Origin of the sequence: Meiothermus cerbereus DSM 11376 (assembly GCF_000620065.1) — a bacterium.
Taxonomy (GTDB): domain Bacteria; phylum Deinococcota; class Deinococci; order Deinococcales; family Thermaceae; genus Meiothermus; species Meiothermus cerbereus.
Genome location: NZ_JHVI01000025.1, coordinates 1 through 13,655, shown reverse-complemented (window position 1 = coordinate 13,655; position 13,655 = coordinate 1). Strand labels below are relative to the sequence as shown.

Sequence of the window (13,655 nt, the reverse complement as noted above, 5' to 3'; positions counted from 1 at the left end):
CGCGATCCCACGCACCGTGGGGTAAAGCTGAGCCATATCAATGGCACGATGGAGCTTTTATCCATCAATTGGTGGATAAAGCTGGTTCTAAACAGCCAAAACCACGCGCCGGACTAAACAAGTGCTCAAGCCCAGCAAGCCCCCAGCTCATTTGGGCTTTATTTGACGGACTTGCTTAGATGGCTATAATAGGGACGGCAAAATGCCATAGTTAAACGATTCTATGGAAACATAGAATCCCAAAGGAGGCTAGATGAATCGTTATAGCAAGATTGTTGCACTAGGTCTAACTTTAGTGGCCGGTGCGGCGCTGGCGGGCCCCGCTGACAACAGCCTGATTATCGGGACTTCTCAGGAACCGCGGGTGCTTGGGGGTGACTTCCTCAACGTGATCTCCAACCAGTCCATCAAGGTTGAGATCGAGAACTACCTCTTTGCGCCCCTGATTGTGCAGAACCTGAAGGCCGAAAACGAAGCGGTGCTGGCTACCGAGGTGCCCACCCTGGCCAACCGCCGTTTGCGGGTGACCGACATTGGTGGTGGCAAGCGTCGCCTGGAGATTGACATCACCCTGAAGCCCAACCTGCGCTGGTCGGATGGCGACCCCCTGGACACCGACGACTTTGCTTTCTACTTCGAAGTCGGTAAGGCCAAGGGGATGGCCCTCAACAACCCCGACTACTGGGAGCGGGTCAACCTGCGTGTCCGCGACAAGCAGAACATGACCGTCATCTTCGAGCCGGCCTACTACTACGACACCTACGGCTCGCCCATTGGCTACGCACCGGTACACAAGATGGGCCCCGAGTGGGAGAAGGTCAAAGCGGCTGCCGCCCCCCTCAACCCCGATCGCGATGCCCAGCGGCTGAACGAGCTGTACCGCAACTTCTTCCAGCAGTTTGCTTCCAACCAGGCCATCAATGCCGGGCGCATGGTCTACAGCGGCCCCTTTAAGGTGCAACGTTGGGTTTCCAACAGCTCCATCGAGCTGGTGCGCAACCCCAACTTCAACGCCATCGTGCCACAGGGTGGCGCCGATAAGTACGTGCAGCGGGTGGTCTACCGCATCATTCAGAACACCAACTCGCTCTTGGTGGCCATTCTGGGTGGCGGCATCGACGCGACCTCGACCGTGGGTATCTCTGCCGACCAGGCCCGCAGCAAGCAGCTCACCAGCCGTGCCGCTGGCCGCTTCGAGATCTGGGCCATTCCGGGCGCCATCTGGGAGCACATTGACATCAACAAGTTCACCAACGTGCAACGCGTGCGTGACCTGACCCTCGACGACAAGCGCACCCGCCAGGCCCTGTTGCACGCCATCAACCGCGAGGCCTGGGTGCAGGCCTTCTTCGATGGTGCGGAGCCGGTTTCCCACACCTGGGTGGCGCCCTCCAACCCCCTCTTCAACCCCAACGTGAAGAAGTACGAGTACAACCCGGCCCGTGCCCGCGAGTTGCTGGCCCAGGTGGGCTGGCGTCCCGGCCCCGACGGTATCCTGCAGCGGACGGTGGATGGCCGTACGGTACGCTTTGAGCTGGAGTGGGTGACCACCGCTGGCAACGCCATCCGCGAACGTACCCAGCAGCTCTTCATCGAGCAGTGGCGTCAGGTTGGGATTGCGGTCAAAACCGCCAACGCCCCCAGCGCGGTGGTTTTCGCCGACGACTTCATCCAGCGGGGTGAGGACGGCAAGTGGCTGTTCTTCATGTTTGCCTGGGTGAGCAGCCTGGCCGAAGACGGCAACCTGTTCCAATACAAGAACCTCAATACGGGTTCAATCCTAGTGCCTAGCAAGGAAAACAACTACGCTGGGCAGAACATTGGCAACTGGCGCAACGACGAGTTCGACCGCCTGACCAGCCAGGGTGTGCTCGAGTTCGACGAAGCCCGCCGCAAGCAGCTCTTTGCCCGCGCTCAGGAGATCTGGGCCGAAGAACTGCCCGCCCTGCCCCTGCGCTTCCGCTCCAACTTCCTGGTAACCCGCACGGGTCTGGTCAACTATGTGGCCTCGACCTACTCGGGTGGCAACGGCTACCCCGGATGGAACTCCTGGGAAATCGGTTGGGCCAGCCGTGGGGCAGTTAAGCGCCACGATCAGGCACAGGCCGGTGGCATCGCCATCAAGTAAGACATCTGTCAATGGCAAAGCCAGGGGGAAACCCCTGGCTTTTTTGTTGTGCGGGCCAGGTCATATGAACCCCACCTGAAGCTTTCTGTTTAGGGCAGGTCAAAACCAACCGGATGCAAGGGCGGTTCCTGGCGCAGCTTCAGGTGGGGGCCCCAGCAAAAGAACAAATCAAAGACATCTCTTATCATTTTTTGAACTGCCTCGAGCCTTCAAGGTAGGTACACAAATCACATGACAGGCAATACAATCAAGCCCAGCCAATCACTGGCTACAAGAGGAGGTCTTATGAAACGAATGCTCATGGCCTGGATGCTACTGGGTGGATTGGCCCTGGCTGGCCCCCAGGACAACAGCCTGATTATTGGGGCGGCCCAGGAGCCACGGGCCCTGGCAGGGGACGTGGTCAATGCCATCTCCAACCAGTCCATCAAGTTTGAGATCGAAAACTTTTTGTTTGCCCCCATCGTGCAGACCACCCGCGACCTCAATGTAATTCCGGTGGTGGTGACAGAGGTGCCCACAACCCAGAACAACCGCCTGCGCTTTACCACGGTGCGCCCGGGGGTGCGTCGCCTCGAGCTCGATTACACCATCCGGCCCGATGCGGTCTGGTCGGACGGGCGGCCCATCAGCACCGAGGACGTGGCCCTGTTCTTCGAGATGGGCAAAACCAAAGGGGTGCCCTCGACCGCCATCGACTTTTTCGACCGGGCTACCCTGCGGGTACGGGATGCCCGCAACTTCACGGTAAGCCTGGAACCAGCCTACTTCTACGACCTGGACATCAACCAGGTGTACTACGCCCCCAACCACATCATGCGCGCGGAGTGGGACAAGGCCAAAGCTGCGGCTGCCCAGACCAACGATACCGCGCGACAGGCTGAAATTTTCCGCAACTTCTTTACCCAGTTTTCTACCCCTCAGTTCCTGAACAGCGGACGGATGGTATATTCGGGCCCCTTTACCCTGACCCGCTGGGTACCGGGCAGCACCATCGAGATGCAGCGCAACCCCCGCTTCTGGATCAAACCCCCGGGGGGCGAAGAAAAATACGTGCAGCGGGTGGTCTACCGCATCATCCAGAACACCAACTCGCTCTTGGTAGCCATTCTGGGGGGTGGGATTGACGCAGCCTCGAGCGTCTCCATAACCTTCGACCAGGGGCGTAGCAAGCAACTCACCAGCCGTGCGCCAGGACGCTTCGAGATATGGGCAGTAGAAACCCCATTCTTCGAGCACCTGGAGATTAACCAGTTTGCCAATGTGCAGCGAGTGCGCGATCTGATGCTTGATAACGTCAAGACCCGCCAGGCCCTGATTTATGCCATGAACCGTGAGGGCATCACCAAGGCCTTCTTTGACGGGCTCTATACGGTGGCTCACACATGGGTTTCTCCCAAGAACCCCATGTTTAACCCAAATGTCACCAAGTACCCTTACAACCCCGAGCGGGCCCGTCAACTGCTGGCCGAACTGGGTTGGCGGCCTGGCCCGGACGGCATTTTGCAACGCACCGTAGATGGGCGTACCGTGCGCTTTGAGATTGAGTGGGCCACCACCGCGGGCAACCAGGTGCGTGAGCGCATCCAGCAGTTTGTGGCCGAGAACTACCGTCAGGTGGGGATTGCGGTTCGCATCAACAATGCCCCCAGCGCGGTGGTGCTCGGGGCGCAGTACCGGGCCAGGGCCCAGGAGGGTACCTGGACGGGCTTCCTGCACTTTGCTTTTAGCATGGGCCAGGCCGACGATGGGGTGCGCTCGGCCTGCCGGGATGAGGAGGGCAAGGTGGTGTACGTGCCCACCCGGGAAAACGGCTTCCGCGGGCTCAACTTTGGGGGCTGGTGCAACGAGGAGTATGACCGTCTGCGCAACCAGGCGGTGCTCGAGTTTGATGTCAACCGCCGCAAGCAGCTCTTTGCCCGCATGCAGGAGATCTGGGCTGACGAAGTTGCCATGATCCCCCTGTACTTCCAGTCTGATGCGCGGGTTTTCCGGGTGGGTTTGTTGAACTACGTTTCTTCTACCTTTGCCAACTCGGCTTACCCCACCATTGAACCGTGGTTAATTGGCTGGCAATCCAGGGGCGCACAAAAGGTTTACGACCAGGCCAAGTACGGCCAACCCATCAAGTAACGCCGTTTGTTGTGCTCTCTGAATGCCTCCCGTCAGGGAGGCTTTTTTTGCCAATGGCGATAAGCATCCACCAATTGGTGGATGGGTAAACCAAAGGGTGTAATAAATGCTTTCTGTAAACAGAAAAATGCCTATCTCGCTTGACTCTTGAGGGGTTGGGTAGGTTTTTGAATACCGGGGTACGCATACAAAAGGCTTGTCGACAAGGTATTATGTAGGGCGTGTTTGCTTACACGGTTCGCCGACTGCTGCAAATGATTCCCTTGCTGTTTGCAGCCTCCGTTGTGATTTTTACTTTGTTGGCCCTGCAACCTGGAGACCCGCTGGACGAACTACGCCAGCAAAACCCCCGGATTACTGCCGAGCAGCTGGAGCAGCTGCGCCGGGCCTACGGTCTGGATCAGCCCGTGTATGTGCGCTATTTCAAGTGGCTTGGGCGGGCTATCCAGGGCGACTTTGGCCAGTCCCGTACCTATGCTTCGCCAGCCGGACAAATTATCTTTGGCCAGCGCCTGCCCCGCACGCTCATCCTGTCGGGTGCAGCCCTGACCCTGGCCTTGCTGGTGGCCATTCCGGTGGGCATCTTTTCGGCGGTGCGCCAGTATAGCCGGGCCGACTACGTGATCACCTTCTTCTCGTTCGTGGGCTTTTCCATGCCTATTTTCTTCCTGGGAATCTTGCTCTTGTTCGTGTTCGCGGTGTGGTTGCCCGAGCGGGTACCCTGGTTCCCCAAGTTCCCTGTGCAGAGCATTTCCGACTTCCAGTGGTCGCAGGTGCTCAGCGGCGAGATCACCTTCTTCCAGTTCATTGGGGACTGGGCTTTTAAGCTGGTGTTGCCGGTGCTGGCCCTCTCGACCATCCAGATGGCCTCCTGGACACGCTACATGCGGGCCAGTTTGCTCGAGGTTCTGAACCAGGACTATGTGCGCACCGCCAGGGCCAAAGGTCTGAGCGAGCGCATCGTGCTCTACAAACACGCCTTGCGCAACGCGCTGATCCCCATCGTCACGCTGGTGGGTCTGGCGATTCCCGGGGTGTTTGGTGGAGCGGTGATTACCGAGACCATCTTCTCCTACCCCGGCATGGGGCGGGCCATTTTCGACTCCCTGGTCGAAAAAGACTACAACGTAGCGATGGCGGCACTGGCTTTTCTGGCCTTGCTCACGGCTACCTTCAACCTGTTGGCCGACTTGATGTATGCGGTGGTGGATCCCCGCATCCGCTATAGTTAGGGGGCTTTATGGCTGCTGTTGCAACTGCTTCTAAACAAAAACCCCAGTCTACCTGGGCGCTGGCCTGGCGCCGGTTCCGCAAGCACAAGGCGGCAATGGTTTCGCTGGGGGTGGTGATTACTTTGATCTTGATGGCTATTTTCGCCCCCTGGATTGCCCCCTACAGCCCCACCGCCCAGCCTACGGGCGAGAACCTAGCTGACTACTACTTCCTGGGCCCGACCCGGGAGCACTGGCTGGGCACCGACGAGCTAGGCCGGGATGTGCTATCGCGCATCATCTACGGCGCACGCATATCGCTGCTGGTAGGCTTTGTGGCCGCCTTTGCTGCGGCTTTGCTGGGAACTACCCTGGGGGTTCTCGCCGGCTACTTCTCGGGCCGGCCCCTTCGTTTTTATGTGGGCCCTTTCGCAAAAGTGGCGGGCGGCTGGAAACCCTGGCCTTTTGCGCTGTGGCGTGTGGTGTCGTGGGTGCTGCTGTACGGGCTGCTTTTCCTGGCCGCCGACCTAGCCTGGGAGCTGTCCGGTGCCAATATACAGGCGCTCTTCTCGGGTACCCTCACCCTTAACAACGTGCTTTCGTTGCTGGGCTTGGCGCTGGTGTGGGGCCTGATTTTATTCATTGCGGGATGGGGTCTTTTTGGTCAAGGCAAGATTGACCTGGACGTGGTTATCTCGCGCTTTATGGACTTTATGCTGACCATCCCTGAGCTGCCCCTGCTGCTGGTGCTCTCGGCGCTACTGCGAGACACCCAGGGAGCGGTGGGGCAGTGGGCCCAGAGCGTGTTTGGGGAGTCGGCTTCGGTTTTCATTATCATCACCATCATCGTGCTGTTTGGCTGGATCGGAACGGGTCGGTTGATTCGTGGAGCGGTGCTGAGCTTGCGCGAACAGGATTTCACCACCGCAGCCCAGGCCCTGGGAGCTGGGGATGCCCGCATCATGTTCCGCCACCTGGTGCCCAATACCCTGGCACCCCTGATTGTGAACGCCACCCTGGCCATTGGTGGGGCCATTCTGACCGAGGCCGCCCTCTCGTTTTTGGGCTTTGGCATCCAGCCGCCGGTGGCCACCTGGGGCAACATGCTCACCAAGGCCCAGGAGTACATCTTTACCGCGCCCTGGCTGGCCCTGGCCCCGGGCTTCATGATTTTCCTGACGGTGCTGGCCTTCAACTACCTGGGCGACGGCCTGCGGGATGCGCTCGACCCGCGCAGCAGGTTGTAAACCGGCCAGTTCTGATATGAACCCCACCTGAAGCTTTCTGTTTAGGGCAGGTCAAAGCCGGCCAGATGCAAGGGCAGCTCCTGGCACAGCTTCAGGTGGGGGCCCCAGCAAAAAGGACGAAGCAAAGACATTTCTTATGATGGTTCCTACGAATACCCAGTGCGGCGTTTTGCGGTACTGGGTAATTAGTTCCGAGTATTTGCAAGAACCGCGGTGCGTTGTGGGGCTGGCGGTCTTGTACCAACCCGATCCGATGGGTGTGTGGATTTCGGCCTGAGTTTGGGTCGAGGAGGCTGTATTGTAGAGGAATGCGGATTGCGTTGCTGGCAAGTTTTTTGGCTATTTCGCAGCTTGTTTTTGCCCAGAACGACTCTACGTTTCGGGTTTCATGGGACTGTGTAGTTCCAGAGGAAAAGGTGCTATGTCTGCAACCCTCAGGGATAGTGCAGTTTTCTTTGGGGTACAACGGGGCTCCAGGCCCGTCTGCATCGCTGGAGTGGGGGTTGGCTTTGGGTGGAAGGCTGCAGGCCCAAACCCGCTGGGAAGGGGTAAGGGCTCGAGCCGACCTGGGCCTTTGGTACGATTCGGCGGTGCAGTTTGGTCTCCTAGAGGCTGTCGCCGAAACCGATTTGGGGGATTTTGTTCTGAGCCTGGGGAAGCGCCATGATTACAGCGGCCCCTGGGACGATACCCTGATGGGACGGGACGGACGCTGGGGGGTGTTTGCCCGGTATGGCCCCAGCGAAATTCCGTGGCTTAGCCTGGAAATGGCCTACCTGCCCCATGCCGGGCTTGTGGGGGGTCAGGGTTTTGTGGGGGCCAGCGCTGGAATTTTCCAACTAGGCACGTTCGTAGAAATTGTGCAGATGCCAAGTGGCCTGGGGGAACCAGAGTCCTCCCTGAGCCTTATTCCCCGGATGGGGTTACAGGGTCGAGAGGTGGGGCTCTTTTGGCAGCGGGATCGGGGCTTTTGGAGTACAGCTTCCTTGCCCCTCCCGCTGGGGCAGGCCCTGGCTTTTATGTTGCAGTGTCCCTGCGATAGTGAGACCCAAGCCTGGGTGGAGGCCCTGGATAAAGGCCGTTTCGAAGCGCTCTTGTGGTGGAACCCGGATTGGGACTACCTGGGTGAGAACAGCCCTTTTCTGCCCGAGGATCGGTTTCAGGCCTGGCTGCAAGAGCCGCGTAAACTGCTGATTGGGGCGGCCTATAGCTGGAACGATGGGTTGCGCTTGGGTGTAGACCTCTCCAGGGCCCCGGTGGAGGCGGTACGGGTGTACGTGCAGCTCTACTGGCGGTAGGGCTGGTAGCCCGCGCGCACAAAGTAGAGGCCATGGGCGGGAGCGGTAGCGCCTGCATCCTTGCGGGTGCCGCCCTCGAGCAGAGCCAGAATGGAACCGGAGTTGCGCTTGCCCAGACCGACCTCTACCAGGGTGCCCACCATGCTGCGTACCTGGCCGCGCAGAAAGCCAGACCCCACGAACTCGAGCCAAATTTCCCGCCCACCCTCGGCAGGCCACACTTCCAGGTGGGTACGGTAGATTTGCCGGATGGTGCTGCGCTCCTCCTTTACGGCAAAAGCCCGAAAATCGTGTGTGCCCACCAGGTGCTCCAGCGCATGGCGCATGGGGATCAGGTTGAGCGACTGTGGAATCCACCACACCCGGTGGCGATCCAGGGCAGGGGGCATCCGGCGTTGCAGGATGCGGTAGCGGTACTCACGCCAGTGGCAGCTTTTGCGGGCGTGAAAGTCCGGTGCGACCTCCTCGGCAGCGATGGCCCGAATATCCGGAGGCAGCAGACTATTCAGGGCATAGGGGATTTTTTCGGTGGGGATGCTGTCTTCGGTATCGTAATGTACTGGCATGGCTATGGCATGCACCCCCGCGTCGGTGCGGCCACAGGGCCAGATTTTGGGTCTTGCGCCAGGAATTTTGCTGAGGGCGGCCTCGAGCTCCTGCTGCACCGTGCGCTCGCCCTGGGCCTGGGTTTGCAGGCCTGCAAAATTGGTGCCGTCGTACTCGAGGGTGAGCAGAATGCGCCTCAGATTTTTGTTTTGGGCTGGCTCGAGGTCTTCCAAGGCGATTGACATTTTACCTGTGGTTGCCTGGGGGAAAACAATTGCCTGTAGCGCCAGCGAGTCCTGAAAAGGATCGTCCCACGGGTGCACGAGCGCCAGCGAGTCCTGAAAGGGATCGTCCCCCAGAACAGACAGCATGCTTTGGCTGGGGGTTACCTGCCCCGCCCCACCACCACCGCTTTGGCCCGCACCAGTACCCGCACCTTGTCGCCTGGGTAAAAGGGGCTTTCCGGGCTTTCCTGCACAATTAGCTCGCGGTTGCCAAGCTGGATGCGGTAGGTCATGTCGTGGCCTTTAAACTCGCGGGCGAGCACAGTACCCTCGAGCTGCTTTCCGTCTATGCCCAGGTGTCCTAAGGGGACGGCCAGGCCCAGACCTTCGGGGCGCAAGGAGAGCAGCACCGCGCCGTGGGCCTCCTCAAAGAGCATTATGCGTCCCAGGGGCGTTTCGGCCTCGAGGCCCCGGGCTTCGCCGGGGATCAGGTTGGTGCGGCCCAGAAACTGGGCCACGAAGGGGGTACGGGGGCGATGATAAACCTCCTCCGGGGTGCCCACTTGCTCGAGCTGCCCACTCCGCATCACGGCCAGCCGGTCGGCAAAGGAGAGGGCCTCTTCCTGGTCGTGGGTGACCAGAATAGCCCCTATGCCCGACTGCTTTAGCAGCGTCCGCACCTCGTCGCGGGTGGACTGGCGCAGGGCGGCGTCCAGGCTACTAAAGGGCTCATCGAGCAGCACCAGCTTGGGGCCGGGGGCAATGGCGCGGGCCAGGGCTACCCGCTGCTGCTGCCCCCCCGAAAGCTCGCCGGGCTTGCGGTCTTTGAAAACAGTCAGACCAACCAGGCCCAGCACCTCCATCACACGCGCCTGCCGCTCTTTTCCCCGCAGGTGGCGCAGACCGAAGGCCACGTTCTCGAACACACTCAGATGGGGAAACAGCGCATAGTCCTGGAAAACAAAGCCGATGCCGCGCTGTTCTGGGGGGTGGCGGGTGATTTCCCGGCCGTCCAACCAGATCTGACCGCTGTCGGGTTGCTCAAAGCCGGCAATCAGACGCAGGGTGGTGGTTTTCCCGCAGCCCGAGGGCCCCAGGAGGGCAAACACCTCGCCTTGATCCACCGCAAAACTCACCGCCTGTACCACAGGAGGGAAATCGGGGTGGAAGCGCTTGGTCAGGCCCTGCACTTGCAGGATAGGGGCGCGGGCCAGGGCCTCGGTGGAAGGGCGTTCGGCGCTTTGAGTTTTCATCGTCGTTCCTGGGAGAGTAGTAAGCCCACCAATCCAGCCGAGAATAGCACGATCAGGAGGGCATAGGGGGCCGCTTCGGCAAACATGGCTTCCGAGGTGTAGCCCCAGATGCGTGTCGAAAGCGTAGAATACCCCACCGGAGCCAGCAAGAAGGTGAGGGGAAGTTCCTTTACCGCCGACAAAAACACCAGGGCCATGCTGGCTAGCATGCCCCGCCTGAGCAGGGGGAAGGTGGCTTTCAGGAAGGCCTGCAGGGGTTTATAGCCCAGGCTGCGGGCGGCCTCCTCGAGCCGGGGTGGGGCCTGGTAGAGCGCGCTGCGGATGGGGCCGATGGCCTCGGCCAGGAAGTGCAGCGCATAGGCCAGAATTAGCAGGGCCAGGGTCTGGTAAAGGAAGGGCATCCCGCGCAGACTGAAGAAAATGAGGGCCAGGGCAAAGGCCAGCGGGGGTGTGGCGTAGCCGATGTAGGCGGTGCGCTCGAGAAGCCTCGCGAGCCTGCTGGGGTAGCGCACCCCCAGGTAGGCCAGGGGCAGGGCCAAACAGGTGGCCAGCATGGCTGCGGGGGCAGCGGCCTGAACCGAGTTTCGCAAGGCTTCCAGGATGCCACCCAAGCCATTCACATAGGTGCCGGGGTACTGTGCCAGCCAGTACACAATGGAGGTGAGCGGTACCACCAGAGCCCCCACAATGGGCACCCCCATCAGGGCTATTGCGGGCAACCGCCAGGCCCCCAGCCTGGCCGGTTGGGGTCGCCTTGCGCTACCAAGCCCTACCCGGCTCAGGGAGAGGTTCTTGAGCAGGCGGGCCTCGAGCCAGAGCAGGCTTCCGGTTAGCCCAATCAGCATCAGCGAGAGCCAGGCGGCATATATCCGGTCGAAGGAGGCCGAGTATTGCAGATAGATGGCATAGCTGAAGGTTTCGAAGCGCACCAGGCTGACTACCCCAAAGTCGCCCAGCACGTGCAGCCCGATGAGGAGCCAGCCGGCATACAGGGCGGGCCGGAGCTGGGGCAACACCACCCGCCAGAAGACCTCGAGGCCCCTGTAGCCCAGGCTGCGGGCGGACTCCTCGAGGCCCACATCCAGCCCCAAGAGTGCGGCCCGCAGGTTCAAAAACAGGTACGGGTAGGTAAAAAGGGTCAGCACCCCTAAGGCCCCCAGGTAGCCCGTGGGCCGGGGCCAGGGAAAGCCCAGCAAGCTTTCCAGCCAGCCGCTGGCCCCGGCGGCCCCAAAGAACCCAAACACCCCCACATATCCAGGCACTGCCAGCGGCAGCACCAGCAAAACTGTCCAAAAGCGCTTGCCCCGCAGGTCGGTGCGGCTGGTAATCCAGGCCAGCGGGAGGGCCAGCGCCGTCGTAAGGGCAATCACCCCCACCAGTAGCGCCAGTGTGTTGCCAAGCAACTGTAGATTGCGCTCCCGCAACACAATCTCGGCGAGCTGGTGGGGCTCGGCTTCGGCGGCCCGCAGCACCAGGTACAGCATCGGCAACACCACCGCCGAACCCACCAGCCAGGCCACTGCCAGCAGGGGTTTGGGGATGGGTCGGGTCAGACTAGAAAACATCGCAGTCAGGTTCAGAAAAGGCGTGTCAAAAAAAGCAGAACAGTTGAAAATTGCCCGGGTGCATCAGCAGGGCAGCCTTGGGGTAGCCAGCTTTGCCAGGCACCTCAGGAGCGTGCCTTGCCAACCGGCAACCGCGCCCTCAACGCTAGCAAGCGGCAACCAATAAATCAAGTATCTTTGTCGGGATTTATGGTTTTCCGCACGCGGCCTGCCCGTAAGGCCAATCAGGCGCTTGGCACAATGGCCAGGTGGGCAGCTCAATTGTGGGAGAAGTCTGGCCGTTACAGCTCCAGCAGCCAGCGGGCCACGCTCAGGTATACCACCAGCCCGGTTACGTCGGTAACGGTGGCAATCAGGGGGTTGGAAATAAGGGCGGGGTCGAGCTTAAGCCGTCGTAGCAGCAGGGGCAACATGGCGCCCACCACGTTGGCCAGCAGCACCACCAGGGCTAGCGAAATGCCCACCACCCACAGCAGTTGAACCTGTCCGTCAATCAGTACCTTGATGGTTAGCAGGCCAGCCAGGGTTATACCCAGCAGCACACCAACGCCCAGCTCCTTACGTATGATGCGCAGCCAGTCGCCCAAAGACACGTCGCGGGTGGCCAGGGCTCGCACAATCAGGGTGCTGGACTGGTTTCCGGTATTGCCCCCGGTGCCTACCAGCACTGGCACATAAAAGGCCAAGGCAGTGACGGCCTCGAGCACCGACTCGAAGCCCTGCAAAATGCTGCTGGTAATGCTGCCGGTCACGATCAGGATAATCAGCCAGCGTACCCGGGCGCTCCACAGCTCCCACACACTCGATTTGCTGTACACCAGCTCGGGCGACTCCACCGCACCCAGGCGGTAGATGTCTTCGGTGGCTTCCTCTTCGATTACGTCTACTACGTCGTCGATGGTTACGATCCCGACCAGTTTTTTGTCCTCGTTCACTACTGGCAGCACCGTAAAGTTGTAGTCGGCCATCAGCCGGGCCACTTCCTCCTGGTCGGTGTCGTCGCGCACGTAAATCACATCGGGGTTCATGATCTCCGAAACGCGGGTTTTGGGATCGGCCACGATCAGGTCACGCAGGGTAAGCACCCCTTTTAGATGCTGCTCGGCATCTACCACGTAAATCACGTAAATTTGCTCTGCGTCCGGGGCCTCGCGCCTGAGGAAGCGGAACACCTCCTCGACCCGCATATTGTCCCGTACCGCGATGTACTCCGAGGTCATGATGCCCCCGGCCTCGTCCTCTTCGTACTCGGCCAGCTCTTCTACCTCGGCCCGGGTCTCGGGGTCTAGCTGCTGTAACAAGGCTTCAGCAGCTTCGGGGCTGTTTTCTTCCTCGACGGCGTTGATGGCATCGGCCAGGTCGTCGAGCGAAAGCTCCTCCAGCAGTTCCTTGACCCGCCAGGGCGGCAGGGCTTCCAGAAGTTCGGCCTGTTCGGCCTCCTCGAGGTGGCTAAAGACCTCCGCGGCCTCGGCGGGGGAGAGCAGGGTCAGGATGGCCCGGCGGTGCTCGGGGGCGAACTCTGCCCAATGTTCCAGGATCTGTGCGGGGTATAGCTCTTCCAGCGCAGCCTTAACCTTGAAGGCGTCACTCTCGCGAAGAGCGTTTTTGAGGGCTTCCAGCCCAACCAAGGTTTCGCTGTCGTACATATGCGGCCTCCTTCGGTTTTCGGCCTGAGCCGAATCTTGGAAGGAAGCTCCGCAGGGTACACGGTTTGTCGAGGATTACTCGGTGTGGGAGCACACCGGGCAAAATCTTCGACTAGAACTGTGATCTTCCACGGTGCCTCCTGAGCTTTTGCGATCAGCAGAAAACCCCAATGCTTCCTGCTTAGCAAAGCGCCTCGAGTAGCCTAGCACCTCCAGGCTTTGCAAGCAAGAAAAAACTTCTTTTGGGGTGCATCTCAGCAATTCCGTACAGGGAAAGCCCTCCACCTCAGGGCCTCGAAGGCCACCAGCGGATGGGAACTACATAGCTGGGCGCGGTGGGCTGCTGTGCGCGAAGCCCCAGGGCGACTCCACTGCATCCCCGAGCGTTTCATGCGGGCACCGAT

The 13,655-nt window shown here is 60.4% G+C and carries 9 protein-coding genes; 5 read left to right on the top strand and 4 right to left on the bottom strand.

The features are described from left to right. Window positions 1-253 precede the first annotated feature (253 nt). From Q355_RS0110120 to Q355_RS0110090, 5 genes are all read left to right on the top strand, one after another. Window positions 254-2,128 carry a peptide ABC transporter substrate-binding protein gene (locus Q355_RS0110120; RefSeq protein WP_027877695.1) on the top strand — a complete coding sequence of 625 codons (1,875 nt, stop codon included), beginning with the start codon at window positions 254-256 and terminating at the stop codon, window positions 2,126-2,128. 285 nt (window positions 2,129-2,413) lie between these two features. Then, window positions 2,414-4,261, top strand: coding sequence for a peptide ABC transporter substrate-binding protein (locus tag Q355_RS0110110; protein ID WP_027877694.1), 1,848 nt, complete (start codon window positions 2,414-2,416; stop codon window positions 4,259-4,261). Between the two features lie 221 nt (window positions 4,262-4,482). Further along, window positions 4,483-5,493, top strand: a complete 1,011-nt coding sequence (locus tag Q355_RS0110105) for an ABC transporter permease (protein ID WP_027877693.1) — start codon at window positions 4,483-4,485, stop codon at window positions 5,491-5,493. Window positions 5,494-5,501: 8 nt separating this feature from the next. Beyond that, entirely contained in the window at window positions 5,502-6,719 is a 1,218-nt protein-coding gene (locus Q355_RS0110100) for an ABC transporter permease (RefSeq protein WP_027877692.1), read from the top strand. 509 nt (window positions 6,720-7,228) lie between these two features. After that, the gene (locus Q355_RS0110090) at window positions 7,229-8,017 is read left to right on the top strand and encodes a hypothetical protein (protein ID WP_245597551.1); all 789 of its coding nucleotides are present in this window, start codon (window positions 7,229-7,231) and stop codon (window positions 8,015-8,017) included. Here Q355_RS0110090 and truA read toward each other — a convergent pair. From truA to mgtE, 4 genes are all read right to left on the bottom strand, one after another. Continuing rightward, a complete protein-coding gene (truA, locus tag Q355_RS0110085; RefSeq protein WP_027877690.1) occupies window positions 8,005-8,763 on the bottom strand; it encodes a tRNA pseudouridine(38-40) synthase TruA in 759 nt (252 codons plus the stop codon). The genes Q355_RS0110090 and truA overlap by 13 nt on opposite strands. A gap of 185 nt (window positions 8,764-8,948) precedes the next feature. Beyond that, window positions 8,949-10,040 (bottom strand): ABC transporter ATP-binding protein, encoded by a 1,092-nt coding sequence (locus tag Q355_RS0110080; RefSeq protein WP_084496104.1) that lies wholly within the window; start codon window positions 10,038-10,040, stop codon window positions 8,949-8,951. Continuing rightward, window positions 10,037-11,605, bottom strand: a complete 1,569-nt coding sequence (locus tag Q355_RS0110075) for an ABC transporter permease (protein ID WP_027877688.1) — start codon at window positions 11,603-11,605, stop codon at window positions 10,037-10,039. Before Q355_RS0110075 ends, Q355_RS0110080 begins: the two co-directional genes overlap by 4 nt. Window positions 11,606-11,886: 281 nt before the next feature. Continuing rightward, complete coding sequence (gene mgtE / locus Q355_RS0110070) at window positions 11,887-13,251, bottom strand: magnesium transporter (RefSeq protein ID WP_027877687.1); 1,365 nt, start codon at window positions 13,249-13,251, stop codon at window positions 11,887-11,889. Window positions 13,252-13,655 lie beyond the last annotated feature (404 nt).

Coding starts and splice junctions, on each gene's coding strand:
- Q355_RS0110110 (WP_027877694.1), top strand. CDS start 2,414: ATGAAACGAATGCTCATGGCCTGGATGCTACTGGGTGGATTGGCCCTG.
- Q355_RS0110080 (WP_084496104.1), bottom strand. CDS start 10,040: ATGAAAACTCAAAGCGCCGAACGCCCTTCCACCGAGGCCCTGGCCCGC.
- Q355_RS0110075 (WP_027877688.1), bottom strand. CDS start 11,605: ATGTTTTCTAGTCTGACCCGACCCATCCCCAAACCCCTGCTGGCAGTG.
- mgtE (WP_027877687.1), bottom strand. CDS start 13,251: ATGTACGACAGCGAAACCTTGGTTGGGCTGGAAGCCCTCAAAAACGCT.
- Q355_RS0110100 (WP_027877692.1), top strand. CDS start 5,502: ATGGCTGCTGTTGCAACTGCTTCTAAACAAAAACCCCAGTCTACCTGG.
- Q355_RS0110120 (WP_027877695.1), top strand. CDS start 254: ATGAATCGTTATAGCAAGATTGTTGCACTAGGTCTAACTTTAGTGGCC.